Genomic DNA, 25,409 nt, shown 5'->3' with positions numbered 1-25,409 from the left:
TCCGCACGAGAGGCGTCGGGGATTCCCCGGCGCCTCTCGTCGTAGGATGGAGCGATGAAGAATCTGCTCTGGTTCCTGATCGGCGTGATCGGCGGTTTCGTCGCCGCCCACTTCATGAACAAGGACCCCCGCGGGCAGGAGATCTTCGCCGACCTCGATGCGCGGCTGTCGCAGGTCACCGCCATCATGGGCGACGCGTATCGGCAGCAGGACGCCCGCCTGTCCGACCCCGCAGACGACTGAATCAGCCTCCCACGCGCCGCGCGCTCCGACGCGGCGCTCCTACGCAAGGAATGCCACGAGCTCTATGAAAACTGCGGAGATCGCGCAGCGCTACCTCGACTACTTCGAGAAGAACGACCACCTGATCGTCCCCTCAGCATCCCTGGTCAGCGACGACCCGTCGCTGCTCTTCACCGTCGCGGGCATGGTGCCGATGATCCCGTACCTCACGGGTGTGGTCCCCGCCCCGCACCCTCGGATCGCGGACGTGCAGAAGTGCATCCGCACGAACGACATCGAAGAGGTCGGACGCACGGCGCGTCACGGCACCTTCTTCCAGATGCTGGGCAACTGGTCGTTCGGCGACTACTTCAAGGAAGGCGCGATCCGCTACGCGTGGGAGCTGCTCACCTCGTCCGAGGCCGACGGCGGCCTCGGATTCGACGAGAAGGACCTGTGGGTCACCGTCTACGAGACCGACGACGAGGCCGAGGCCATCTGGCGGGACATCATCGGGCTGAAGCCCGAGCGCATCCAGCGCCTCGGCCGTGCCGACAACTACTGGAACACCGGGCAGCCCGGCCCCGGAGGACCAGACTCGGAGATCTTCTTCGACCGTGGACCCGCATACGGGAAGGACGGCGGTCCCGCCGTCGACGACTCGCGATTCCTCGAGATCTGGAACCTCGTGTTCATGCAGGAGTTCGTCGAGAACGTCCGCAGCAAGACGGAGTTCGACATCGTCGGCGAGCTGCCGATGAAGAACATCGACACAGGCATGGGGCTCGAGCGCGTCGCCTTCCTCAAGCAGGGCGTCGAGAACATGTACGAGACAGACCAGGTGCGTCCTGTGCTCGACCGGGCCGTCGAACTGTCCGGGAAGAAGTACGGTGCCGTGCACGAGGACGACGTGCGCTTCCGTGTCATCGCCGACCACGTGCGCTCCTCTCTCATGCTTCTCTCCGACGGCGTGCGCCCCTCCAATGAGGGCCGCGGATACATCCTGCGCCGTCTGATGCGCCGCACCGTGCGGGCCATGCGCCTGCTCGGCGTCGACGCCCCCTCGTTCCCCGAGCTGTTCGCCGTGTCGAAGGATGCGATGAAGTCGGCGTACCCGGTGCTGGAGAGCGATTGGTCGACGCTGTCGTCGGCCGCGTTCGCCGAGGAGGAGACCTTCCGCCGCACGCTCGCGCAGGGGTCGACCATCCTCGACCTGGCGCTGGCCGACACGAAGAAGGCCGGGGGCTCGACCCTCAGCGGCTCTGAGGCCTTCCTGCTGCACGACACCTACGGCTTCCCGATCGACCTCACGCTCGAGGTGGCAGAGGAGGCTGGGCTCGACGTCGATCGCACCGGCTTCGACTCCCTGATGAAGGCGCAGCGCGACCGCGCGAAGGCCGACGCCCGCAATCGCAAGCGTCAGCTCGCCGACGTGTCGGTGTACCGCGAGTACCGCGCACTCGGCGAGACAGGCTTCGCCGGCTACACCGACCTTCAGACCGAGTCGAGAGTGCTCGGACTGATCGTCGACGGTGCTCCTGCGCAGACCGCATCGGAGGGTCAGGTCGCCGAGGTGATCCTCGCCGAGACCACCCTGTACGCCGAGTCGGGCGGGCAGGTGGCGGACAAGGGCACGATCGTCGGAACCGGCTTCGAGCTGGACGTGCTCGACGTGCAGCGGCCGGTACCAGGGCTGATCAGCCACACCGTGCACGTCGCCTCGGGCTCGGTCGCGGTCGACGACCGGGCGACGACCGTCGTGGACGCCGCGAACCGCCGTGCCGCACGGCAGGCTCACTCCGCCACTCACCTCGTGCACGCCGCGCTGCGCGACACGCTCGGCAAGACGGCCACCCAGGCTGGATCGCTGAACCGCGCCGGATACATGCGATTCGACTTCGCCTGGTCGCAGCCGCTGTCGCTCGACACCCGCTCCGAGATCGAGGAGATCACCAACCGCGCGGTGAACGACGCCCTCGAGGTGACCACCCGCATCGTCTCGCTCGACGAGGCCAAGGAGGCCGGCGCCATGGCGCTGTTCGGCGAGAAGTACGGCGATGTCGTGCGCATGGTCGACATCGGAGGGCCGTGGTCGCGCGAGCTCTGCGCAGGCACGCACGTGTCGACGAGCTCGGAGATCGGGCTCGTGAGCCTGGTCGGGGAGTCATCGGTGGGAGCATCGAACCGCCGCATCGAGGCGCTCGTCGGCCAGGACGCGTTCCGCGAGCTCGCCGCTGAGCGCACGGTCGTATCGCAGCTGACGTCTGCGCTGAAGGCGCCGCGCGATCAGCTCGGCGCCCGCATCGAGGAGCTGCAGGCGAACCTCAAGGCCGCCGAGAAGCGCATCGCGCAGTTCGAGGCCAAGGAGCGCGAAGGCCGTGTACCGGCTCTCGTCGAAGCCGCGTCGCAGGTCGGCGGCTACCGAGTGGCATCCACGTCGCTGGGCGAGGTCGGCTCGGCTGACGACATCCGGACGCTCGCCCTCAGCGTGCGCGAGCGGCTCGGCTCGGATGCCGCCGTCGTCGCATTCGGAGGCATCGTGGGCGGACGGCCGATCGTCGTCGTCGCCACCAATGATGCGGCCCGTGCCGTCGGCGCGAAGGCGGGAGCCCTGGTGCGCATCGCCGCAGGGATGCTCGGCGGCGGCGGCGGTGGCAAGGACGACGTCGCCCAGGGCGGCGGTACCGACGCGGCGGCGCTCGACGTCGCCCTGTCGGCCATCGTCTCGGAGCTCGCGGGAGCGTGAGCGGGTTCCGTCGCGGGACCCGCCTCGGAATCGACGTCGGCAAGGCGCGCATCGGGGTGTCTCGGTGCGACCCGGACGGCATGCTCGCGGTGCCGGTGGAGACGGTGCCTCGGTCGGAGACGTCGATCGATCGCATCCTGCAGATCGTCGCCGAATGGGAGCCGATCGAGCTCGTCGTCGGCCTTCCCGTGAACATGCGCGGGGAGGAGACCGCCTCGACCGACGACGCGCGCGCGTTCGCGGAGGATCTGCGGCGGCGGTCCGGTCTCGACGTCCGCATGGTCGACGAGCGGCTGAGCACGGTCAGCGCCCACACAGCCCTGCGCTCTTCGGGGCGATCTCAGAAGAAGTCTCGTAGCATTGTCGATCAAGTGGCCGCAGTGGTGCTGTTGCAGCACGCCGTGGACACCGAGAAGAGCACCGGTCGCCCCGCCGGCGCATTGATCCCCGCCGTTCAGGAGCCGCCGCGCGATGTCTGACCCGCACGACCGCACGTCCGACTCGCTCGGGGACTTCTTCGACAACGTCCCCACCGCGTCCACCCCGCTTCCCGAGCGCGAGTCGCGTGACGAACCGGCTCCAGGGTCGCGCCGCGCGCTGCGCGAGGCGGCCGCCCGCGAAGCGACGGGACGCGAGCCGGCGCAGCACGGCACCGGCGTCACCGGGTCGCCTGCGGACGACCACGCCGCCCGGTCGCCGCTGGCAGCCGAGCCCGCAGCCGAGCCGGAGCCGTCGGCGGGGGCATCCGTGACACCGCCGGTCGACACATCCCTCACCGCGGAGGCGCCGGATGAGCCGGACCACGGGTCGTTCGAGGGCCTGTTCGCGCCCGAGGCGGCGACCGAGGTGCCACGCAGGCGGCGTGGACGCGGATGCCTCATAGCGCTGCTCGTCCTGCTCGTCATCGGAGGCGGGATCACGGCCGCGGGAGCATGGGTATGGAGCCAGCACGGCGACAAGATCAGCGACGTCATGGGCTGGGGAGAGCCGAAGGACTACGAGGCCGGCATCGCGACGGGTGAGGCCTTCGTGACCATCAAGCAGGGCGACACAGGCTCGCCGGTGTCGACCGCGCTGTTCGAGGCCAAGGTCACCAAGACGGACCGCGTCTTCTACGACTACCTGATCGAGAACGAGCCGAACGTCACCTTCTACCCCGGCGTGTACAAGCTGCAGCAGAAGATGACCGCCGCGGCGGCGCTGAAGGCTCTCGAGAACCCCGAGAACCGCATGGCCAACACCGTGCGCATCGCCGAGGGAAGCACGGTCGAGTCGTCGCTTCCGCGTATCGCGGAGGGCGTGGGCATCCCCATGGAGGAGCTCGAGGCGGCGGTGAAGGATCCCGCCGCCTACGACGTCGACGCCCCGAGTCTCGAGGGCTGGCTGTTCCCGGCGATCTACACGTTCGATCCGGGTGCGTCCGCCACGGACGTCATCGCGGCGATGGTCGATCGCACTCGCAAGTCGCTCACGGATGCGGGTGTGCCGGATGCCGACGCGCAGCGCGTGCTCACGATCGCGTCGATCATCGAACGCGAGGCCCGCACCGCCGACTTCCCGAAGGTGTCGCGGGTCATCGAGAACCGCATCGCCGACGGCATGATGCTGCAGATGGACTCCACCGCCCAGTACGGCTACGGCGAGCTGCACGCGGGCAAGGCGAGCACCTCGGAGGAGGCGCAGCACAACGACAATCCGTGGAACACATATGTCATCACGGGATTGCCCGCCACGCCGATCGCCAACTCCGGCGATGCCGCGATCACGGCGGCCATGCACCCGGCCGACGGTCCGTGGCTCTACTTCGTCACGATCGATTTCGCGACCGGCGAGACCCAGTTCTCGGAGACGTACGAGGAGCACCAGCAGGGCATCAAGAAGATGCGCGCGTGGTGCTCGGCGAATCCCGACTACAAGGGCTGCTGACATGCCTGCACGCACGCGCCTCGCGGTGTGGGGCGACCCGATCGGGCACAGCCGCTCGCCGGAGCTGCACACGGCCGCCTATCGTCATCTGGGGCTGGAGTGGACCTACGACCGCCGCCGAGTCGACCGTACCGGCTTCGGCACCGCCCTTCGCTCCCTCGACGACTCCTGGCGCGGGCTGTCGCTGACGATGCCCCTCAAAGAAGCCGCGCACGATGCAGCACATGACCTCGACCGCCATGCGGCACTCACGGGCGCGGTGAACACGCTGCTGCTCGGCGACACCCTGCGTGGGTTCAACACCGACGTGGGCGGGATCGTCGACGCGTTCAGCCACGCCGGCGTGACCTCCGTCGGGGTCGCCCGCATCCTCGGGGCTGGCGCGACTGCGGCTTCCGCTCTCGTCGCCCTGAGCGATCTCGGTGCCGCAGAGGTCGAGGTGCGCGCACGACGACCCGAAGCCATCGAGCGCCTGCGTCCGATCGCACGGGCGGTCGGGGTACGACTTACCGTAGCGGACTTCGCCACCGCGGCATCCGACGTCGATGTGACGGTCGCGACGCTGCCCAGCGGCACCGTGCTCGACACCGCCATCGCCGCGCCTCTCGCCGCTGTCGGCGGCACGCTCTTCGAGGCAGCCTATGCGCCCTGGCCGTCGGCTCTGGCGGCGGTGTGGCCCTCCGCCAACGTCATCTCCGGCTTCGAGATGCTGCTGTTCCAGGCCGTGCGCCAGATCCGCATCTTCCGCTTCGGCGACCAGCACCGCCGACTGCCGGATGAGGCCGTCACAGTCGACATCATGCGGTCGGCGAGCATGGAAGACTAGAGCAATGCTCCGCGTGCTCACTGCCGGCGAATCGCACGGCCCCGAACTCATCGCCATCGTGGAGGGCCTGCCCTCCGGTGTGACGGTCACGGCCGAGGCCATCCAGGCCGACCTCCAGCGCCGCAAACTCGGCTACGGCCGCGGCTCGCGCATGAAGTTCGAGCAGGACGAGCTCACCATCTCGAGCGGCGTGCGCCACGGCATCACCCTCGGCAGCCCCATCGCACTGCGGATCGGGAACACCGAGTGGCCGAAGTGGACCGAGGTGATGAGCGCGGCTCCTGCCGAGCTGACCGAGAAGTCCCGCGGCAGGGGAGCGGCGCTCACCCGTCCGCGTCCCGGTCACGCCGATCTCGTCGGGATGCAGAAGTACGACTTCGACGAGGCGCGGCCCATTCTCGAGCGCGCGAGCGCCAGGGAGACCGCCGCCCGCGTCGCCCTCGGCGCCGTCGCCCGTTCGTTCCTCTCCGAGCTCGGCATCCGGCTCGTCAGCCATACCCTCTCGATCGGACCGGTGCAGGCTCCCGACGACGCCCCGCTGCCCTCTCCCGACGACGTCGACGCACTCGACGCCGACCCGCTGCGATGCTTCGACGCCGAGACGTCGGCTCGCATGGTGGAGGAGGTGGACGCCGCCCGCAAGGACGGCGACACGCTCGGCGGCATCGTCGAGGTGCTCGCATACGGACTGCCTCCCGGGGTCGGCTCGCACGTGCACTGGGATCGCCGGCTCGACGGCCGTCTCGCGCAGGCGCTGATGAGCATCCAGGCGATCAAGGGCGTCGAGGTCGGCGACGGGTTCGAGACGACACGGCGACGCGGCTCGGCCGCTCACGATGAGCTGTTCGCCTCCGACGAGGGCATCACCCGGGCCTCCGACCGCGCCGGCGGCATCGAAGGCGGCATGAGCACCGGCACGGTGCTCCGTGTCCGCGCCGGAATGAAGCCGATCGCAACCGTGCCCCGTGCGCTGCGCACCGTCGACGTGGCATCGGGTGAGGCCGCCACCGCCCACCACCAGCGCTCCGACGTCTGCGCCGTTCCCGCCGCAGGCGTGGTCGCCGAGGCGATGGTCGCGATCGAACTCGCGAACTCACTGCTCGAGAAGTTCGGCGGCGACAGCATCGGCGAGACGCGGCGCAACCTCGAGTCCTACCTCGCGGCGATCCCGGAGACGCTGCGCACGGCACCGGCATCCGAGGCGGCGCTGCTCGCGCATGATGAGCTCGTCTGAACCTCCGCTGACCCTTGTGCTGGTCGGCCCGATGGCCGCGGGCAAGACCAGCGTCGGTCGCAAGGTCGCCCGTATGCTCGACGTGCCGTTCACCGACACCGACAAGCGCATCGCTGCGGCGCACGGTCCGATCCCCGAGATCTTCGCCTCGCGCGGCGAGCAGCATTTCCGAGAGCTCGAGCGCGACGCCGTCGCGACGGCCGTCGCGGAGGGCGGCGTGATCTCGCTCGGTGGGGGAGCAGTGATCGACGCGGGCACCCGCGCGCTGCTCCATCGTCACCCCGTCGTCTTCCTCACCGTCTCGGCGGAGGCGGTCGAACGGCGCATCGGCGGCGCCGGACGCCCGCTGCTCGCAGGGGAGGAGAACCCCGTGGAACGGTGGAGGAACATCTTCGAGCAGCGACGCGGCTGGTACGAGGAGGTCGCCGACCTGACCGTGGACACATCGCGCAGACCCATGCGCGCGCTGGCGGAGCAGATCGCCGCCTGGAGGAGGAAGCAGCAATGACCACGACCACAATCAGCGTCTCGGGGCAGACCGCATACGACATCACCGTGGGACGCGGGATCCTCGATCGCGTGCAGGCCGCTCTCGACCCCGCCGTGCGAAAGGTGCTGGTCGTGCACCCGCCGACGCTGGCGAAACGCGCCGCAGAGCTGCGCGAGCGGCTGATGTCGGAGGGCGGCATCGACGTGCTGCTGGCCGAGATCCCCGATGCAGAGGCGGGCAAGCGCATCGAGGTCGCCGCGTTCTGCTGGCAGGTCATGGGACAGGCCGACTTCACCCGCACCGACGCGGTGATCGGCTACGGCGGCGGGTCGGTGACCGATGTCGCCGGATTCGTGGCCGCGACCTGGCTGCGCGGCGTGCAGGTCGTCCAGGTGCCCACCACCGTCCTGGGTCTCGTCGATGCCGCCGTGGGTGGCAAGACCGGCGTGAACACGGCTGAGGGCAAGAACATGGTCGGCGCGTTCTGGGCTCCGCGCGCGGTGATCGGCGATCTCGACGAACTGCAGAGCCTGAGCGCCAATGAGGCGACCGCGGGGTACGCGGAGGTCGTCAAGGCCGGCTTCATCTGGGCGCCCGAGATCCTCGACATCGTCGAGGCATCGCCGGAGCGCGCCGTCGACCCGTCCACCGACGAGTTCCGTCGAACCGTCGAGCTCGCGGTCGAGATGAAGGCGAAGGTGGTCTCCGACGACTTCCGGGAGGCCGGGCTGCGCGAGATCCTCAACTACGGTCACACCCTCGGTCACGCCATCGAGCACGCCGAGCGCTACCAGTGGCGACACGGCGCGGCGATCGCGATCGGCATGATGTACGCCGCCGAGCTGTCGCGTCTGGCCGGTCGGCTTCCGGATGCCGGCGCTGATCGGCACCGCTCGGTGCTCGAGTCGCTCGGCCTGCCGACCACCTACCGCGCAGGTGCGTGGCAGCAGCTGCTCGCCACGATGCAGCGCGACAAGAAGGCGCGAGGCGGAATGCTGCGCTTCATCCTGCTCGACGACATCGCCAAGCCCACGGTGGTGCAGGCGCCGGACGAGTCGCTGATGTTCGCGGCGTACCAGGAGATCGCAGGATGACCGAGCCGCGCCGCATGATGCTGCTGAACGGCCCCAACCTCAACCTGCTCGGCACTCGGGAGCCCGACGTGTACGGCACGGCGACACTGGCCGACGTCGAACAGCTCACCGCATCGGCGGCCGCGGAGGTCGGGTACGAGCTGCGCGCTCTGCAGAGCAATCACGAGGGCGTGCTGATCGACGCCATCCATGCCGCCCGCGAGGACTGCGCCGCGATCATCATCAATCCGGGGGGTCTCACACACACCTCGGTCTCGCTGCGGGACGCCCTGACCGGCGTAGGCCTGCCGTTCGCCGAGGTGCACATCTCAGACGTCTACGCGCGCGAGGAGTTCCGGCACTTCTCCTATCTCGACGACGTCGCCTCAGTGCGCGTCGTCGGCCAGGGGGTGGAGGGCTACGCGCGGGCCGTGCGGGAGCTGGCAGCGCTGCTCTGAACCGGCTCAGTCAGTCCAGAAGCGACGAGCTCGATGGCTCAGCTCGGGCGCCGTGCTCACATCGACGCTCACCTGCGTCTCGCCGATGCCGAACGCCGGCCACTGCATGACCAGGTCGATCGGTCCCGCGGGCGGCAGCGGCCACAGCCACAGGTGATCCGCCGACGAGTACGTGTGCGGGCCTCCGCTGCCGCCCTGTTCGCGTCTGGTGAGCATGTGTCCCTGAGGCTCGGCCATCGGGTCTCCGCCGAAGAAGGGCGATGCGTCGGTCACCTTCGTTCCGTCCGCCAGCACGACACCGAAGCGCAGCCGCCCGGCAGGGTCGGCCGAGCCGTAGGGCAGGTGATCCATGAATGCGCCCGTCAGTTCATTCCAGTCCCTGACCGGGATGCCGAGACGACGAAGGCGCCGTTCGATGCGGATCTCGATGCCGTCGGTGTAGACCGCGACGCCTGCGAGGGCGATCGATGCGTGATCCGTGGCGGCGAGAATCCCGGACACGGGGATCATCGTCGGCAGCTCGTCTTGGGGAGCCTGCCACCATCTCGGCTGGGACGGCTCCGTCTCATCGGGCTCGGGCATCGGAGGGTCAGGCGGGAAGAAGCTCACGCGGCCAGTTGACCATGCCGATCGTCGGCGTGTACAGAGGCGGGCATGTTCGATCGGCCGCTCTGCGCGATCGTGGTGATCAGCCGTGCCGCCACCCACACCGAGTCGTCCGATCCGGGGCATCCGATAGAATCGCTTCTCGGCCGCTTTTCTGCGCGCACCCGCGCCCGGCCCTCCGAACTTCTGAACGAACGGACCTGCATCACCATGGCATCCACCGCAGACATCAAGAACGGCGTCGTCATCAAGATCGACGGACAGCTCTGGAGCGTCGTGGAGTTCCAGCACGTCAAGCCAGGCAAGGGCGGCGCGTTCGTGCGCACCAAGCTGAAGAACGTCGTCACGGGCAAGACCGTCGACAAGACCTACAACGCCGGCACGAAGATCGAGATCGAGAACGTCGACCGCCGTGACTTCACCTACCTGTACACCGACGGCGACAGCTTCGTCTTCATGGACCAGGAGGACTACGACCAGATCAACGTGTCGTCCGCCACGGTCGGGGATGCCGCCAACTTCATGCTCGAGAACCAGCAGGTTCAGATCGCGCTGAACAACGGCAACCCCCTCTACATCGAGCTTCCTGCTTCGGTGGTGCTCGAGGTCACCTACACCGAGCCCGGCCTGCAGGGCGACCGCTCGTCGGCCGGCACCAAGCCCGCGACGCTCGAGACCGGCTACGAGATCCAGGTGCCGCTCTTCCTCGAGACCGGAACCAAGGTCAAGGTCGACACCCGCACGGGCGACTACCTCGGCCGCGTCAACGACTGACCTTGAGCGCCCGCACCAAGGCGCGCAAGCGCGCCCTCGACATCCTCTTCTCCGCCGACGTGCGCGGCGAGGAGCTCACGGTCGTGCTCGCCGCGGCCGCCAAGCGAGCGGCCAGCGAGCCGGCTCGCGAGGCCTCGTGGCTGTACGCCCGCGACATCGTCGACGGCATCATCGACAACCGCGATGAGATCGACGAGCACATCACGACGCACAGCAACGACTGGAAGCTCGACCGGATGCCGGCCGTCGACCGCGCCCTGCTGCGCATCGGCACATGGGAGATCGTCTACAACGACGAGGTCCCGACTGCGGTCGCGATCGATGAGGCGGTGGAGCTCGCCAAGGAGCTCTCCACCGAGGACTCCGGCGCCTTCGTGCACGGCGTGCTCGCACGCATCGCGCGCTCCATCTGATCGGACCACGCCACGACGAGCATGTCGGTGGTGACGGGGAGGATGCCGTCATGAGCTCTCCCCGTCCCACCGCCTCCGCGCTGCGCGCTCTCGCAGGGGACGGCGGGTATGAGCGCGGGGTCGACTACGCGCGTCGCGGTCGCGTCGCCGTCGCCCGGTGGGAGCCCGCGACGCAGACGCTGACCGCCGAGGTCTTCGGAAGCGAACGCGCGCCGTACCGCTGCCGCATCCGCTTCGACGGTCTGCGCCTCATGTCGTCCAGCTGCTCGTGTCCTGTCGCGACCGCGTGCAAGCACGTGATCGCTGCGGTCATCGTCGGTCCCGCCGAGAGCGTCGAGATCGTGACTCCCGCGCGGACGCAGCCCGCCGTCGCCCCTCCACCGCCCCGTGAGCCGTGGGAGCAGTTCGGCGCCTTCGCCCGCCCCGTGCCCCCGCCCGCCTGGCGTGCGCTGCTGAATCCACCCCGGACACCTGCCGACGCCCAGCCGCTCGCGGTCGGTGTCGAGTTGCGCGTGCGTCCGGATCGATCCTTCGATCGCTGGGGTCCGGCCGCGCTGCAGGCCGCGACGCCGCGCGATCTCGCGGGAGACCACGGTGAGCTGCTGCTGGTCGTGCGCCCGCTGATGCGCAGCGCGTCCACCGGCAGATGGATCCAGGGCGACGCCAGCTGGGACACGGTGAGGCGCTCGTCGGGACGCTTCGACCCTGATCACGCTCGCTGGTTCACCGACTTCCTCAACATCGCGCGCGACTCGCTGCTCTCGGGCACGGCCGGCGACTGGATCGCGCTCGACCGGGTCGAGACGCCGTTGCTCTGGCAGCATCTCGATGCACTGCCAGGCCTCGGCATCCCCATGATCCCGACGCAGAAGCACACGACGGTTGCTCTCGCCGGCGCCGCGCAGATCGGCCTTCGCATCGATCCGGCCGAGGGCGGAGGGCTCTCCGTCAGCGTCGATGCGATGATCGACGGCCAGCCCGCGGCGGCGGCGTCACTTCGCCCGATCGGCCGGATCGGCGTCTATCGCTGGCAGCTCGTCGGCGCAGGCATCGACGTGACCATCGCGCGAGTGGGACTCGCGCCGGCGGTGCTGAGCGCCCTCAACGCGGCCGCTCCGATCGACGTGCCGGAGGATGACAGGCAGGGATTCCTCGCCGAGGCGTACCCGGCGCTCGCTCGTCAGACCGCCGTCTCGGCGCCGGAGCACCTCGCCCTGCCGTCTCTCGTCGCGCCCGAGCCGCTGCTTCGCGTGTCGTTCCGAAGCGGCCACCGCATCGACTACCGGTTCGAGTGGGAGTACTCGGGGCACGGCACGGTCTCGTTCAGCACCGCGGGCGCGCCTTTCCGTGACGCGGATGCCGAGCAGCGGCGCTCACGCGAGATCGAGGCGCTCTGGGCGTCGGCGAGCAGCGAGCCCTTCCGCCATCAGGCCGAGCTCGAGCAGCTCGCCGCAGCGGAATGGGCGGCCCACGTTCTGCCCGTCTTCGAGGGCGCGGATGTGAAGGTCGTCGTCACGGGGCGACGCAAGAGATACCGCGAGCTCACCGGAGCGCCCGAGATCTCGGTGTCGACGGTCGAGTCGAGCGACCCGGACTGGTTCGACCTCGGCGTGCTCGTGAAGATCGAAGGGCACTCGATCCCCTTCACACCGCTGTTCACCGCGCTGAGCATGCGGCGCACGAAGCTGATGCTGGTGGACGGCACGTACTTCTCACTCGCGCACCCCGCGCTGCAGCAGCTGCGGGAGCTCATCGACGAGGCCGGCGCACTCACCGAGTGGGAGACCGGACCGCGAATCAGCCGCTATCAGACGGCTCTCTGGGAGGACTTCGAGGACCTCGCCGACGAATTCGAGCAGGCCGTCGGCTGGCGGGCGACGGCGGAAGGACTCCGCGGAATCGAACGTGTGCCTGCCACCGCCCCGCCCGCGGGGCTGAAGGCGCAGCTGCGCCCGTACCAGCAGCAGGGACTCGACTGGCTCGCGTTCCTCTGGCAGCACAGGCTCGGCGGCATCCTCGCCGACGACATGGGCCTCGGCAAGACCCTGCAGCTGCTGTCCCTCATCGCCCACGCCGTCGAGGCGGGGGAGGAGCGGCCCTTCCTCGTGATCGCACCGACCTCGGTGCTCGGCACCTGGCGCAGTGAGGCGAGCCGATTCACTCCCCGCCTTCGCGTACGCGTCGTCGAGGGCACGGGATCGCGGCGCGCTGACGAGATCGAGGCGATGGCGGCTGATGCCGACATCATCGTCACCTCGTACACATTGCTGAGACTGGATGCCGATGAGTACCAGGCCCTCGACTGGGCCGGTGTCATCGTCGACGAGGCGCAGTTCGCGAAGAATCCCGCGACGAAGGTGCACCAGGCCGTCGGGAAGCTCCGCTCGGTCGTCAAGATCGCCGTCACCGGAACACCGCTCGAGAACAGCCTCACCGACCTGTGGGCCCTGTTCTCACTGACCGCGCCCGGCCTGTTCCCATCGCAGCGCCGGTTCCGCGAGGAGTACGTGCAGCCCATCGAGCAGGGCAAGGTGCCCGAGAACGAGGAGGGCGGCCCATACCGTCAGCGGCGACTCGAACGGCTGCGCCACCGCATCCGCCCTCTGATGCTGCGGCGCACGAAGGAGCTCGTCGCCGGCGATCTTCCCGAGAAGCAGGTGCAGGAGCTGTTCGTGGATCTGAGCCCGGCCCATCGGGCCGTCTACGACACGGTCCTGCAGCGCGAGCGACAGAAGGTGCTCGGCCTGCTGGCCGACCTCGATCGCAACCGCTTCATCGTGTTCCGCTCGCTCACCATGCTGCGGATGCTCGCGCTCGCTCCGCGGCTGATCGATCCGGATGCCGATGATGCGACCTCCGCGAAGCTCGACGTCCTGCTCGAGCACGTGCAGGAGCTGCGGGCCGAGGGGCATCGTGCGCTGGTGTTCAGCCAGTTCACGTCGTACCTCGAGATGGCGGCAGAGCGCCTCGGCCGGGCCGGCATCGCATACGAGCACCTGGACGGCTCCACCAGGCGGAGGGAGGAGGTGATCGACGCGTTCCGCTCCGGAGACGCTCCTGTGTTCCTGATCAGCCTCAAGGCGGGAGGATTCGGACTCACTCTCACCGAGGCGGACTACGTCTTCCTGCTCGATCCGTGGTGGAACCCGGCGGCCGAGGCGCAGGCGATCGACCGCACCCACCGCATCGGGCAGACGCAGCGGGTCTTCGTCTACCGGCTGATAGCGGCCGGGACCATCGAGGAGAAGGTGCTCGCCCTCCAGCAGCGCAAGGCGCGACTGTTCACCGCGGTGATGGACGATGAGGCGCTGTTCGCACAGGCGCTGACGGCCGACGACATCCGCGGACTGCTGGAGACCTGACCTCGACCGCGCTGCGATCCGGTTAAGCACGGCCGGTCACCGGCCGTGCACAGCATGCGCTCGATAGAATCGACGCTGTCCAAGCCAGAGGAGAGACATGCGGATCACGGGACTCGGCCATGCCGGGATGTTCATCGAGACGGTCGGCGGGAACATCATCTGCGACCCCGTTCTCGGTCCTTCGTTCTACGGATCCTGGTTCCCGTTCCCCGACAACCGCGGTCTCGACTGGGAGCGCCTCGGTCGCGAGGCCGACTTCCTGTACATCTCGCACCGGCACCGTGACCACTTCGACCCGAAGCTGCTCGAGAAGTACATCTCGAAGGACATCGAGGTGCTGCTGCCCGAGTACGTCACCGACGACCTCGAGGTCGACATCCGCAAACTCGGCTACAACAACATCACCTATGCGCCCGCCGGTCAGGTGATCGAGCGCGGCGAGCTGAAGATCATGATCACGCCGCTGCGCGCGCCGAGCGACGGCCCCATCGGCGACTCGTCCCTCAGCGTCGACGACGGAACGGCATCCATCCTCAATCAGAACGACTCGCACCCCCTCGACCTCGAGGCGCTGCTGTCGTTCGGCAAGCCCGAGGCCTACTTCACACAGGTCTCCGGCGCCATCTGGTGGCCCATGGTGTACGACCTGCCCCAGGACGCGAAGCAGAAGTTCGCAGGGCTCAAGCGCGACGCGCAGAACAAGCGAGCCATGTACTACATCGAGAAGGTCGACGCCCCGCACGTCTTCCCGATGGCGGGCCCGCCGATGTTCCTGCGCGACGAGCTGTTCAAATACAACGGCAAGGGCCGGGACGACGACTCGATCTTCACGGATCAGAAGGAGTTCCTGGCGCACATGAAGGAGCTGGCGCCCCAGTACGACGGCCACCTCTTCATCCCCGGCACCGTCGTCGAGCTGAACCACGGCGAGCTGACCGTCTCGCAGAGTCTGTACTCGCCGGCTGAGATCGACCACATCTTCGACGAGAAGTGGGAGTACCTCGAGGAGCAGCGGGCGTCGCGTCAGCAGGAGATCATCGACGAGGAGGCGACCCGCGCAGAGGTGATCCCGCCGGCCGAGATGCTCGCCGCCATCAAGGAGTGGTGGGAGCCGCTGCTGAAGAAGTCGCGCACGATCCGCCTCGGCGTCGGAGGCAACGTGCGCTTCAGGATCGGCGAGCTCGACATGGTCGTCGACTTCCCGAAGGCGAAGGTGCGCGAGTACGCAGGGGAGGAGTGCATCTACTGGTACACGATCCCCGCAGACCTCGTGTCGACGAACATCCGCGACCATGAGATCGACTGGTCGAACTCGATCTTTCTGTCGATGCAGTTCTCTGTCGGGCGCAGCGGCAAGTTCAACGAGTTCCTCACGACCTTCCTCAAGTGCCTCTCCGTCGACCGGATCGAGTACGTGGAGAACTGGTATCAGGAGCAGACCGATCAGACCGAGGACGCCGAGATCGGCGACTGGGTCGTGCAGCGTCGGTGCCCGCACCTGCGGGCCGACCTCACTCGTACCGGAAAGATCGAGGACGGGGTCCTGACCTGCTCGATGCACGACTGGAAGTGGGATCTCGCGACCGGCAAGTGCTTGACGACGACGGGCCACCCGATCCGCGCCGAGCGCTGCCCCGTCACCGATGAGGCACTGCGCCTCGGCGCCTGACGTGACCGCCCGCCCGCTGGTATACCACCGTGGCGTGCGGTGAATCGGTAGACTCGGGAACATCACCGAACCTTTAAGCCCGTCCAGAGAGGCGGAGAAGGGAAGTGGCCGATGACTGCACGAACAGTGCTGCACGAAGCCGATATCACGCGCGCTCTGACGCGCATCGCCCATGAGATCCTCGAGTCCAACCGAGGCGCCGACGGGCTGGTGCTCCTCGGCATCCCGACCAGGGGAGTGACGCTCGCCGAGCGGCTCGGTCCGATCATCTCCGGCATCGCCGAGACCGAGATCCCGGTCGGCTCGCTCGACATCACGCTGTTCCGCGACGACCTGTCGAAGCATCCGACGCGCGCACCGAAGCGCACCGAGATCCCCGCCGGAGGCATCGACGGCAAGACGGTGGTGCTCGTCGACGACGTGCTGTTCTCGGGCCGCAGCATCCGTGCCGCGCTCGACGCCCTGCAGTCGATCGGACGCCCCTCTGTGGTGCGCCTCGCGATCCTCGTAGACCGCGGACACCGCGAGCTTCCCATCCGCCCCGACTTCGTGGGGAAGAACATCCCCTCATCACGCGCGGAGCGCGTCAACGTGCGCCTGCGCGAACTCGACGGCGCTGACGAGGTGACGATCGAATCATGAGGCACCTGCTCGACACCCGCACGCTCGACCGCGAGCAGGCGCTGCGCATCCTCGACGTCGCCGAGGACATGGCCGACACGCAGTCGCGCGAGGTCAAGAAGCTCCCCACGCTGCTCGGCAAGACCGTGGTGAACCTCTTCTTCGAGGACTCCACCCGCACGCGCATCTCGTTCGAGGCGGCCGCGAAGCGCCTCTCCGCCGACGTGATCAACTTCGCCGCCAAGGGCTCCAGCGTCTCGAAGGGCGAGAGCCTGAAGGACACAGCCCAGACGCTGCAGGCGATGGGGGCGGACGCCGTGGTCGTGCGCCATTCGGCATCCGGTGCACCTCGCACCCTCGCGACCAGCGGCTGGATCTCGGCCGGCGTCGTCAATGCGGGCGACGGCACGCACGAGCATCCCACTCAGGCTCTGCTCGATGCGTTCACGATCCGCAAGCGCCGCTACGGCCAGGACAGCCGCGGACACGATCTCTCCGGGCTTCGCGTCGTCATCGTCGGCGACGTTCTGCACTCGCGGGTCGCCCGCTCGAACGTGTGGCTGCTCTCGCTGCTCGGTGCAGACGTCACACTCGTGACTCCGCCCACGCTCGTGCCCCAGAACGTCACCCAGTGGCCGGTGCGCGTGCTCTACGACCTCGATGCCGCCCTCGCCGAGGGACCGGACGCCGTCATGATGCTGCGTATTCAGGCCGAGCGCATGCACGCCGCGTATTTCCCCACTGAGCGGGAGTATTCCCGGCTATGGGGTCTGGACGCCGTCCGCTCGGCGACCCTGCCGGACGATAGCATCGTGATGCACCCGGGGCCGATGAACCGCGGGCTCGAGATCTCATCCGAAGCAGCCGACTCCCCGCGCTCCACAGTCCTGGAGCAAGTCACCAACGGGGTCTCGGTGCGCATGGCCGTGCTCTATCTGCTGCTGGCAGGCGAGCGCAACGACGAAGAGGGGAAGTGAAGTGAGCCAGACCCTCGTCATCGCAGGCGTCCAGCTGCTCGGGCGCGACAGCGCCGACATCGTGATCGAGAACGGTGTCATCGCGGAGATCGGCTCAGGCCTCGCGCGATCCGGCGCGCGCGTCATCGACGCTGCAGGCCTGGTCGCCCTCCCCGGTCTCGTCGATCTGCACACCCACCTGCGCGAGCCGGGCTTCGAAGCATCTGAGACGGTCCTCACCGGCACCCGCGCCGCCGCCGCCGGAGGGTTCACCGCCGTGTTCGCGATGCCGAACACGCAGCCCGTCGCCGACACCGCAGGCGTCGTGGAGCAGGAGCTCGCCCTCGGCGAAGCCGCCGGATACGCCACTGTGCAGCCGATCGGCGCGGTCACCGTCGGGCAGAAGGGGGAGCGCCTCGCGGAGCTTGGCGCCATGGCCGGGTCGCGAGCGCGGGTGCGCGTGTTCAGCGACGACGGCTTCTGCGTCTGGGACCCGCTGATCATGCGGCGCGCACTGGAGTATGTGAAGTCGTTCGACGGCGTCATCGCCCAGCACGCGCAGGATCCCCGCCTCACCGAAGGCGCGCAGATGAACGAGGGTGTCGTGTCGGCCGAACTCGGCCTCGCCGGCTGGCCCGCGGTCGCGGAGGAGTCGATCATCGCCCGCGATGTGCTGCTCGCCGAGCACGTCGGATCGCGCCTGCACGTCTGCCATCTGTCGACGGCCGGTTCGGTCGACATCATCAGGTGGGCGAAGAAGCGAGGCATCCAGGTCACGGCCGAGGTCACGCCGCACCACCTGCTGCTCACCGACGACCTCGTGCGCGACTACGACGCGCGCTACAAGGTCAACCCGCCCCTGCGCACTGCGGAAGACGTCATGGCCGTGCGCGAGGGCCTGGCCGACGGCACCATCGACATCGTGGCCACCGACCACGCCCCGCACCCCGCAGAGAACAAGGCCTGCGAGTGGCAGGCCGCGGCCAACGGCATGGTCGGGCTCGAGAGCGCGCTGCGCGTCGTGCACCAGGCGATGGTCGAGACGGGGCAGCTCGCCTGGTCCGATGTCGCGCGGGTGATGAGCGCCGCGCCGGCACGCATCGGCCGACTCGACGGATTCGGCGCGCTCGAGGTCGGACGCCCCGCGCATGTGACGCTGTACGACCCGAGCGTTCCCGGGGTGTTCACCGAAGCCGATCTGCACGGACGCAGCCACAACTCGCCGTACATCGGTCGCGAGCTGCCCGGACGCGTGCAGTGGACGATCCACGGCGGTGTCGTGACGGTCGACGGGGGCATGCTCGTCGAGGAGCTGGGCGAGTGACTCGTGAGGTCGCCGGCCTGATCATGGGCCTCGTCGCCGCGCTGATCCTGCTCACCATGTTCCTCGCATGGCGCAGGCGACTCCGACGCGATGCCGGTCTGACCGCACCGCTCGGAGTGCCCGAGCACGCGGATGTGACCGCCAGGAGCGAGATCCTCTACGTCGCCACGACCAAGCACGATGAGCCCCTCGAGCGCCTCGCGATCAGCCCGCTCACGTATCGGGCGCGCGGTGAGCTCGTCCTCACGGACCGCGGCGTCGCCCTCAGCCTCGACGGCGCACCGACCGTGTTCCTCGCATCGACCCGGCTGCTCACCGCAGACCGCGCCACCGTCGCCATCGACCGCGTCGTGGAACGCGACGGTCTGATCCGCCTGGTCTGGCGGGTCGCCGACGGCATCCACGTCGACTCGTACATCCGGCTCGCCTCCGGCGGGCCCGCAGACATCCTTCCGCAGCTCGAGCGCCTCTGCGCCGCGGCGGAGAACGGAGAGAACCCTTGACCTCAGCGAACAGCAACCCGATCGAGCCCGCCGTCCTGGTGCTCGAGGACGGCACCCGATTCGAGGGCCGTGCATACGGCGCCCGCGGCATCACGCTCGGCGAAGTCGTCTTCGCCACCGGAATGTCCGGCTATCAGGAGACGCTGACCGACCCGTCCTATGCAGGGCAGATCGTGCTGCAGACCGCGCCGCACATCGGCAACACCGGGATGAACCGGGAGGATCAGGAGTCGTCGCGCATCTGGGTCGCCGGATACATCGTGCGCGACCCCGCCCGCCGAGTGTCGAACTGGCGCTCGGAGGAGTCCCTTGACGACGCGCTGGTGCGCGGCGGTGTCGTCGGGATCAGCGCGATCGACACCCGTGCGCTCACCCGCCGCATCCGCGACACGGGCTCCATGCGCGGCGGAATCTTCTCGGGAGCCGACGCGGCGCTGAGCGCCGACGAGCAGCTCCGTCGTGTCACGGCAGCGCCCGAGATGGCCGGCCAGAACCTGTCGGCGACGGTCTCGGTCGCCGAGCCCGTCGTGATCCCCGCCGCCGCCGAGCGCATCGGCAACGTGGCGGTCCTGGATCTGGGGGTCAAGCAGTCCACGCTCGACAACCTCGCCGCACTCGGGTTCGACGTCCACGTGCTCCCTCAGTCCGCCACCTTCGACGACATGATGGCCGTCTCGCCGGATGCCGTGTTCTACTCCAACGGCCCCGGCGACCCCTCCGCATCCGACCAGCAGGTCGCGGTGCTTCGCCAGGTGCTCGACGCGCGCATCCCGTACTTCGGGATCTGCTTCGGCAACCAGCTGTTCGGGCGCGCACTCGGCCTCGGAACCTACAAGCTGACCTTCGGACACCGCGGCATCAACCAGCCCGTGGTCGACAAGGCGACCGGGCGGGTCGAGATCACCGCGCACAACCACGGCTTCGCCGTCGAGGCGCCCGTCGAGGGCGAGTTCGACAGCCCGCACGGCTACGGCCGCGTCGAGGTCAGCCACGTCGGACTCAACGACCGGGTCGTCGAGGGGCTCCGTGCCCTCGATCTGCCGGCGTTCTCCGTGCAGTACCACCCGGAGGCGGCGGCCGGACCGCACGACGCCCACTACCTGTTCAGCAGATTCCGCGAACTCGTCGTCGCGAACAAGAAGGGCGCCAACTGATGCCGAAGCGTGAAGACATCAACTCCGTCCTGGTCATCGGCTCCGGCCCGATCGTCATCGGCCAGGCCTGCGAGTTCGACTACTCGGGCACCCAGGCGTGCCGTGTGCTGCGCGAGGAGGGCGTGCGCGTCATCCTCGTGAACTCCAACCCGGCGACGATCATGACCGATCCCGACTTCGCGGACGCGACGTACATCGAGCCGATCACCCCGAGGTCATCGAGACGATCATCGCCAAGGAGAAGCCGGATGCCATCCTTCCGACGCTCGGAGGCCAGACGGCGCTGAACGCGGCCATGGCGCTGCACGAGCGCGGCATCCTCGAGAAGTACGACGTGGAGCTGATCGGCGCGAAGGTCGACGCGATCCGGCGAGGCGAGGACCGTCAGGTCTTCAAGGAGCTCGTGCTCGAAGCGGGCGCCGACGTCGCCCGCTCGGTCATCTGCCACACGATGGACGAGCTGCTCGCCGGCGCAGAGGAACTCGGCTATCCGCTCGTCGTGCGTCCCAGCTTCACCATGGGCGGACTCGGCTCCGGCTTCGCCTACGACGAGGCGGACCTGCGCCGCATCGGAGGGGCCGGCCTGCACGACTCGCCCACCAGCGAGGTCCTGCTCGAGGAGTCGATCCTCGGGTGGAAGGAGTACGAGCTCGAGCTCATGCGCGACACGGCCGACAACACGGTGGTGGTCTGCTCGATCGAGAACGTCGACCCCGTCGGCGTGCACACCGGCGACTCGATCACGGTGGCACCCGCGCTCACGCTCACCGACCGCGAGTACCAGAAGATGCGGGACATCTCGATCGACATCATCCGCTCGGTCGGCGTGGACACAGGAGGCTGCAACATCCAGTTCGCGGTCGACCCGACCAACGGCCGCATCATCGTCATCGAGATGAACCCGCGCGTGTCGCGCTCCTCGGCGCTGGCCTCGAAGGCGACCGGCTTCCCGATCGCCAAGCTGGCCGCGAAGCTCGCGCTCGGCTACCGCCTCGACGAGATCCCGAACGACATCACCGGCGTCACGCCGGCCAGCTTCGAGCCCACCCTCGACTACGTCGTGGTGAAGGTGCCTCGTTTCGCGTTCGAGAAGTTCCCCGCGGCGGATGCCACGCTGACCACCACCATGAAGTCGGTGGGCGAGGCGATGGCCATCGGGCGCAACTACACGACCGCGCTGCAGAAGGCGCTGCGCTCTCTCGAGAAGCGCGGCTCGAGCTTCCACTGGGGCGAGGAGAGCCGCTCGGTCGAGGAGCTGCTCGAGGTCGCCAAGACCCCCACCGACGGCCGGATCGTCGTGCTGCAGCAGGCGCTGCGCAAGGGCGCGAGCATCGAGCAGGCCTTCGAGGCCACGGCGATGGATCCGTGGTTCCTCGACCAGATCGTGCTCATCAACGAGGTGGCCGAGGCCGTCGCCGCGGCGACCGACCTTGACCGCGACACGGTGCGCTACGCCAAGGAGCACGGCTTCTCCGACGCCCAGATCGCGCAGCTGCGCGGTCTTGCAGAAGCCGAGGTGCGCGGCATCCGGCACGGCTTCGACGTGCGTCCGGTCTTCAAGACCGTCGACACCTGCGCGGGGGAGTTCCCTGCGCTCACGCCGTACCACTACTCGAGCTACGATTTCGAGACCGAGGTCGCCCCCAGTGACCGCACCAAGGTCGTCATCATCGGATCGGGCCCCAACCGCATCGGTCAGGGCGTCGAGTTCGACTACTCGTGCGTGCACGCGTCCTTCGCCCTCTCGGACGCGGGATTCGAGACGGTCATGGTGAACTGCAACCCCGAGACCGTGTCGACCGACTACGACACCTCCGACCGCCTGTACTTCGAGCCGCTGACGCTCGAGGACGTGCTCGAGGTGCTCGACGCGGAGGCCCGCAGCGGCACCATCCTCGGCGTCGTCTGCCAGCTCGGCGGACAGACCCCTCTCGGTCTCGCAAAGGGGATCGAGGCCGCGGGCTACACGGTGCTCGGCACCAGCCCCGCCGCGATCGACCTCGCCGAGGAGCGAGAGCTGTTCGCGCGGCTGCTCGACGACGCCGGTCTGGTCGCGCCCCGCAACGGCACGGCGATCGACGTCGACGGCGCGGTGCGCATCGCCGAGGACATCGGATACCCGGTGCTCGTGCGCCCGAGCTTCGTGCTCGGCGGCCGCGGCATGGAGATCGTCTACGACAGCGCCTCGCTCCGGGACTACTTCGTGCGCACGGCGGGCGAAGTCGTCATCGAGGAGGGCAAGCCGCTTCTGGTCGACCGCTTCCTCGACGACGCGATCGAGCTCGACGTCGACGCGCTCTACGACGGCACCGATCTGTACATCGGCGGCGTCATGGAGCACCTCGAGGAGGCAGGCATCCACTCGGGCGACTCGAGCTGCACGCTGCCCCCCGTCTCGCTCGGACGCACCGACATCGACCGGGTTCGCACCGCGACCCTCGCGATCGCCCAGGGCGTGGGCGTGCGCGGGCTGCTCAATGTGCAGTTCGCGATCAGCGCGGGCGTGCTCTACGTGATCGAGGCGAACCCCCGCGCAAGCCGCACGGTGCCGTTCGTGTCGAAGGCGCTCGGCATCCCGATGGCCAAGGCCGCCAGCCGGCTGATGGCGGGCGCCACGATCGCCGAGCTGATCGAGGAGGGCATGCTGCCGGCGCAGGACGGCTCCCGCGTGCCGGTGGGCGCTCCGGTCGCCGTTAAGGAGGCCGTGCTGCCGTTCAAGCGCTTCCGCACCCACGACGGCAAGGTCGTCGACTCCGTGCTCGGCCCGGAGATGCGCTCGACCGGCGAGGTCATGGGCATCGACCGCGACTTCCCGACGGCGTTCGCGAAGAGCCAGTCTGCCGCGTACGGCGGGATGCCGACCTCCGGCACTGTGTTCATCTCGGTCGCCGACGCCGACAAGCGCGAGGTGATCCTGCCGGCCCATCGTCTGCAGCAGCTCGGCTTCTCGCTGGTCGCGACCGAGGGCACCGCAGAGATCCTCGGGCGCAACGGCATCGCCGCGCAGGTCGTCGCGAAGTTCAGCGAGACGCAGGAGAACGGCGAGAAGAACATCGTCGACCTGATCAACGACGGCGAGATCGACATCGTCGTGAACACGCCGGGCGGCGGCGCCGCCCGTGCGGACGGGTATGAGATCCGCGCCGCCGCCGTCGCCGCCGACAAGGCGCTGTTCACCACCATGGCCGTGCTCGGCGCCGCGGTGACGGGAATGGATGCCACCCAGTCGGGCTTCGAGGTGCGGAGCCTGCAGGAATACGCGATCGACCGAGAGGCCGCTCGATGAGCGATTCCTTCGGCACCCGTCTTCGCACGGCCATGGACCGCTTCGGGCCGCTGTGCGTCGGCATCGATCCCCACTCCGCCCTGCTCGATCAGTGGGGCCTCGCTCAGGACGCCGACGGGCTGCGGTCGTTCGGGCTCGCCGTCGTCGAGGCGGCCGCGGGCCGAGCGGGGGTCGTGAAGCCGCAGGTCGCGTTCTTCGAGAGGTTCGGCTCCCGCGGATTCGCCGCGCTGGAGGAGGTCATGTCGGCCGCCAGGGATGCCGGACTGATCGTGCTCGCCGATGCCAAGCGAGGCGACATCGGATCGACGATGGCCGGCTATGCGTCTGCGTGGCTGGAGCCCGGCTCGCCCCTCGAAGCGGATGCAGTGACCATCAGCCCGTACCTCGGGCCCGACTCGCTGCGCGAGACGCTCACCACGGCCGTGCGGGCAGGCAAAGGCGTGTTCGTCCTCGCCGCGACGAGCAACCCCGAGGCTGCCGCCCTGCAGACCGCGCTGACCGTCGATGTGGCTGCCGCGGATCAGCAGACGGTCGCCGCGCGGGTCACCCGCGACGTCACATGGGTCAATCACTCCGCAGCGTTCGCAGGCGGGCTCGGCCCGATCGGGCTGGTGATCGGGGCGACGGTCGATCGCTCGGCTGTCGGCCTGGACGATGAGCTGCTCGTCGACACGCCGATCCTCGCACCGGGCTTCGGGGCCCAGGGCGCGACGGCGGATGACCTTCCGGCTCGCTTCGGCGCGGTCGCGGGCAACGTGCTGGCGAGCGAGAGCCGCAGCATCCTCGGAGCCGGCGCTGCCGGAGTAGCCGAGATGATCAGCACCCGGAATGCGCGCTATCAGGAGGTCCTCCGTGGCTGAACGTCCTGCCGTCCCCGACGTCGATCGGATCGCAGCCTCGCGCCGCGCCCTTGAGCGCCGACGTGCTCGAGCCGCGCTCAAGCGCGACCTCGGCATGAGGGTCGTCTCCCCGCAGGAGGTGCTGCGCCGCGCAACGGAGGACGCCGAGTCCGACGCCGCGACCATGCGTGTCACCGACTTCCTCATGGCGCTGCCCGCCATCGGCGCCGGCAAGCGGGATCGCGTGCTCGAGGAGCTGCACATCGCACCGGTCAAGCGGCTCGGCGGGCTGGGCGTGCGTCAGCGCGTCGCGCTGAACGCCTGGCTCGACGAGCGCTTCCCGCCGCACCGCCCGCGCCCCGCCCGCAGCCGTCTGCTCGTGCTCGCCGGGCCCACTGCCGTCGGAAAGGGCACGGTCGCTGCGCACATCCGCGAGACCCACCCCGAGATCCATCTCTCGGTCTCGGCGACAACGCGCGCGCCGAGGCCGGGCGAGGTCGACGGCGTGCACTACTACTTCGTCGACGACGCCGAGTTCGACCGGCTCATCGCAGAGAGGCAGCTGCTCGAGTACGCGGTCGTGCACAACAAGCACCGCTACGGCACACCCCGTGGACCCGTCGATGCGGCACTGGCCGAGGGAAGGACCGTACTGCTCGAGATCGACCTGCAGGGCGCCAGGCAGGTCAGAGCGGCCGAGCCGACGGCATCGCTCGTCTTCCTGCTTCCGCCGAGCTGGGACGAGCTGGTGCACCGGCTCGTCGGCCGCGGCACCGAGGACGCCGAAGAGCGCACCCGCCGGCTGCGCACCGCACGGGTGGAGCTCGCGGCCCAGAACGAGTTCGATTACCTCGTCGTGAACGCCGACGTCGCCACGGCCGCCGAAGAGGTCGTAGAATTGTCGTCAGACTCTGCGCGCTGATCCGC

The 25,409-nt window shown here is 68.8% G+C and carries 21 protein-coding genes and 1 pseudogene; 21 read left to right on the top strand and 1 reads right to left on the bottom strand.

Annotation, left to right across the window (positions count from 1 at the left end; translation table 11 throughout):
- Window positions 1-54 precede the first annotated feature (54 nt).
- The 9 genes from FVO59_RS14140 (at window position 55) to FVO59_RS14100 (ending at window position 8,975) form a co-directional block, all read left to right on the top strand.
- On the top strand, window positions 55-243 hold the full coding sequence (locus FVO59_RS14140; RefSeq protein WP_182253197.1) for a hypothetical protein: 189 nt from the start codon (window positions 55-57) through the stop codon (window positions 241-243).
- A gap of 64 nt (window positions 244-307) precedes the next feature.
- Window positions 308-2,968, top strand: a complete 2,661-nt coding sequence (alaS, locus tag FVO59_RS14135) for an alanine--tRNA ligase (protein WP_182253196.1) — start codon at window positions 308-310, stop codon at window positions 2,966-2,968.
- Window positions 2,965-3,447, top strand: coding sequence for a Holliday junction resolvase RuvX (gene ruvX / locus FVO59_RS14130; protein ID WP_182253195.1), 483 nt, complete (start codon window positions 2,965-2,967; stop codon window positions 3,445-3,447). Before alaS ends, ruvX begins: the two co-directional genes overlap by 4 nt.
- Window positions 3,440-4,894, top strand: a complete 1,455-nt coding sequence (gene mltG / locus FVO59_RS14125) for an endolytic transglycosylase MltG (protein WP_182253194.1) — start codon at window positions 3,440-3,442, stop codon at window positions 4,892-4,894. Before ruvX ends, mltG begins: the two co-directional genes overlap by 8 nt.
- A gap of 1 nt (window position 4,895) precedes the next feature.
- Window positions 4,896-5,720 (top strand): shikimate dehydrogenase family protein, encoded by an 825-nt coding sequence (locus tag FVO59_RS14120; protein ID WP_182253193.1) that lies wholly within the window; start codon window positions 4,896-4,898, stop codon window positions 5,718-5,720.
- A 4-nt stretch (window positions 5,721-5,724) separates the two neighbouring features.
- Entirely contained in the window at window positions 5,725-6,954 is a 1,230-nt protein-coding gene (gene aroC / locus FVO59_RS14115) for a chorismate synthase (RefSeq protein WP_182253192.1), read from the top strand.
- A complete protein-coding gene (locus FVO59_RS14110; RefSeq protein WP_182253191.1) occupies window positions 6,941-7,462 on the top strand; it encodes a shikimate kinase in 522 nt (173 codons plus the stop codon). The genes aroC and FVO59_RS14110 overlap by 14 nt, the downstream gene beginning before the upstream one ends.
- The gene (gene aroB / locus FVO59_RS14105; protein WP_182253190.1) at window positions 7,459-8,538 is read left to right on the top strand and encodes a 3-dehydroquinate synthase; all 1,080 of its coding nucleotides are present in this window, start codon (window positions 7,459-7,461) and stop codon (window positions 8,536-8,538) included. The genes FVO59_RS14110 and aroB overlap by 4 nt, the downstream gene beginning before the upstream one ends.
- Entirely contained in the window at window positions 8,535-8,975 is a 441-nt protein-coding gene (locus FVO59_RS14100; RefSeq protein WP_182253189.1) for a type II 3-dehydroquinate dehydratase, read from the top strand. The genes aroB and FVO59_RS14100 overlap by 4 nt, the downstream gene beginning before the upstream one ends.
- A gap of 6 nt (window positions 8,976-8,981) precedes the next feature.
- Here the strand turns inward: FVO59_RS14100 and FVO59_RS14095 are convergent, their stop codons facing one another.
- On the bottom strand, window positions 8,982-9,584 hold the full coding sequence (locus tag FVO59_RS14095) for a hypothetical protein (protein WP_182253188.1): 603 nt from the start codon (window positions 9,582-9,584) through the stop codon (window positions 8,982-8,984).
- A gap of 207 nt (window positions 9,585-9,791) precedes the next feature.
- On the opposite strand from FVO59_RS14095, the gene efp reads away from it, so the two are divergent.
- From efp to gmk, 12 genes and pseudogenes are all read left to right on the top strand, one after another.
- Window positions 9,792-10,355 (top strand): elongation factor P, encoded by a 564-nt coding sequence (efp, locus tag FVO59_RS14090; RefSeq protein ID WP_182253187.1) that lies wholly within the window; start codon window positions 9,792-9,794, stop codon window positions 10,353-10,355.
- Window positions 10,356-10,357: 2 nt separating this feature from the next.
- On the top strand, window positions 10,358-10,768 hold the full coding sequence (nusB, locus tag FVO59_RS14085; protein ID WP_182253186.1) for a transcription antitermination factor NusB: 411 nt from the start codon (window positions 10,358-10,360) through the stop codon (window positions 10,766-10,768).
- 50 nt (window positions 10,769-10,818) lie between these two features.
- Complete coding sequence (locus tag FVO59_RS14080; RefSeq protein ID WP_259363261.1) at window positions 10,819-14,130, top strand: DEAD/DEAH box helicase; 3,312 nt, start codon at window positions 10,819-10,821, stop codon at window positions 14,128-14,130.
- A gap of 97 nt (window positions 14,131-14,227) precedes the next feature.
- Window positions 14,228-15,799, top strand: a complete 1,572-nt coding sequence (locus FVO59_RS14075) for a Rieske 2Fe-2S domain-containing protein (protein ID WP_182253185.1) — start codon at window positions 14,228-14,230, stop codon at window positions 15,797-15,799.
- Between the two features lie 111 nt (window positions 15,800-15,910).
- Window positions 15,911-16,441 carry a bifunctional pyr operon transcriptional regulator/uracil phosphoribosyltransferase PyrR gene (gene pyrR / locus FVO59_RS14070; protein ID WP_182253184.1) on the top strand — a complete coding sequence of 177 codons (531 nt, stop codon included), beginning with the start codon at window positions 15,911-15,913 and terminating at the stop codon, window positions 16,439-16,441.
- Complete coding sequence (locus tag FVO59_RS14065) at window positions 16,438-17,397, top strand: aspartate carbamoyltransferase catalytic subunit (RefSeq protein ID WP_182253183.1); 960 nt, start codon at window positions 16,438-16,440, stop codon at window positions 17,395-17,397. The genes pyrR and FVO59_RS14065 overlap by 4 nt, the downstream gene beginning before the upstream one ends.
- Window positions 17,398-17,416: 19 nt before the next feature.
- A complete protein-coding gene (locus FVO59_RS14060; protein ID WP_430736353.1) occupies window positions 17,417-18,700 on the top strand; it encodes a dihydroorotase in 1,284 nt (427 codons plus the stop codon).
- Window positions 18,697-19,203, top strand: coding sequence for a PH-like domain-containing protein (locus FVO59_RS14055; RefSeq protein WP_259363260.1), 507 nt, complete (start codon window positions 18,697-18,699; stop codon window positions 19,201-19,203). The genes FVO59_RS14060 and FVO59_RS14055 overlap by 4 nt, the downstream gene beginning before the upstream one ends.
- A complete protein-coding gene (gene carA / locus FVO59_RS14050) occupies window positions 19,200-20,357 on the top strand; it encodes a glutamine-hydrolyzing carbamoyl-phosphate synthase small subunit (RefSeq protein WP_182253181.1) in 1,158 nt (385 codons plus the stop codon). The genes FVO59_RS14055 and carA overlap by 4 nt, the downstream gene beginning before the upstream one ends.
- Window positions 20,357-23,643 (top strand): annotated as a pseudogene (carB, locus tag FVO59_RS14045) (carbamoyl-phosphate synthase large subunit). Before carA ends, carB begins: the two are co-directional and overlap by 1 nt.
- A complete protein-coding gene (gene pyrF, locus FVO59_RS14040; protein WP_182253180.1) occupies window positions 23,640-24,503 on the top strand; it encodes an orotidine-5'-phosphate decarboxylase in 864 nt (287 codons plus the stop codon). The pseudogene carB and the gene pyrF overlap by 4 nt, the downstream one beginning before the upstream one ends.
- Window positions 24,472-25,404, top strand: a complete 933-nt coding sequence (gene gmk, locus FVO59_RS14035) for a guanylate kinase (RefSeq protein WP_182253179.1) — start codon at window positions 24,472-24,474, stop codon at window positions 25,402-25,404. The genes pyrF and gmk overlap by 32 nt, the downstream gene beginning before the upstream one ends.
- Window positions 25,405-25,409 lie beyond the last annotated feature (5 nt).

This window comes from Microbacterium esteraromaticum (genome assembly GCF_014084045.1).
In the GTDB taxonomy this organism is placed as follows: domain Bacteria; phylum Actinomycetota; class Actinomycetes; order Actinomycetales; family Microbacteriaceae; genus Microbacterium; species Microbacterium esteraromaticum_D.
Note: the sequence above shows the minus strand (reverse complement) of the source record. Positions and strands in the feature narration are given on the sequence as shown.

What these genes read in the sequence shown, in the direction of transcription:
- FVO59_RS14140 (WP_182253197.1), top strand. Translation starts at nt 55, where the DNA reads ATGAAGAATCTGCTCTGGTTCCTGATCGGCGTGATCGGCGGTTTCGTC.
- alaS (WP_182253196.1), top strand. Translation starts at nt 308, where the DNA reads ATGAAAACTGCGGAGATCGCGCAGCGCTACCTCGACTACTTCGAGAAG.
- mltG (WP_182253194.1), top strand. Translation starts at nt 3,440, where the DNA reads ATGTCTGACCCGCACGACCGCACGTCCGACTCGCTCGGGGACTTCTTC.
- FVO59_RS14120 (WP_182253193.1), top strand. Translation starts at nt 4,896, where the DNA reads ATGCCTGCACGCACGCGCCTCGCGGTGTGGGGCGACCCGATCGGGCAC.
- aroC (WP_182253192.1), top strand. Translation starts at nt 5,725, where the DNA reads ATGCTCCGCGTGCTCACTGCCGGCGAATCGCACGGCCCCGAACTCATC.
- FVO59_RS14110 (WP_182253191.1), top strand. Translation starts at nt 6,941, where the DNA reads ATGAGCTCGTCTGAACCTCCGCTGACCCTTGTGCTGGTCGGCCCGATG.
- aroB (WP_182253190.1), top strand. Translation starts at nt 7,459, where the DNA reads ATGACCACGACCACAATCAGCGTCTCGGGGCAGACCGCATACGACATC.
- FVO59_RS14100 (WP_182253189.1), top strand. Translation starts at nt 8,535, where the DNA reads ATGACCGAGCCGCGCCGCATGATGCTGCTGAACGGCCCCAACCTCAAC.
- efp (WP_182253187.1), top strand. Translation starts at nt 9,792, where the DNA reads ATGGCATCCACCGCAGACATCAAGAACGGCGTCGTCATCAAGATCGAC.
- FVO59_RS14080 (WP_259363261.1), top strand. Translation starts at nt 10,819, where the DNA reads ATGAGCTCTCCCCGTCCCACCGCCTCCGCGCTGCGCGCTCTCGCAGGG.
- FVO59_RS14075 (WP_182253185.1), top strand. Translation starts at nt 14,228, where the DNA reads ATGCGGATCACGGGACTCGGCCATGCCGGGATGTTCATCGAGACGGTC.
- pyrR (WP_182253184.1), top strand. Translation starts at nt 15,911, where the DNA reads ATGACTGCACGAACAGTGCTGCACGAAGCCGATATCACGCGCGCTCTG.
- FVO59_RS14065 (WP_182253183.1), top strand. Translation starts at nt 16,438, where the DNA reads ATGAGGCACCTGCTCGACACCCGCACGCTCGACCGCGAGCAGGCGCTG.
- pyrF (WP_182253180.1), top strand. Translation starts at nt 23,640, where the DNA reads ATGAGCGATTCCTTCGGCACCCGTCTTCGCACGGCCATGGACCGCTTC.
- gmk (WP_182253179.1), top strand. Translation starts at nt 24,472, where the DNA reads ATGCGCGCTATCAGGAGGTCCTCCGTGGCTGAACGTCCTGCCGTCCCC.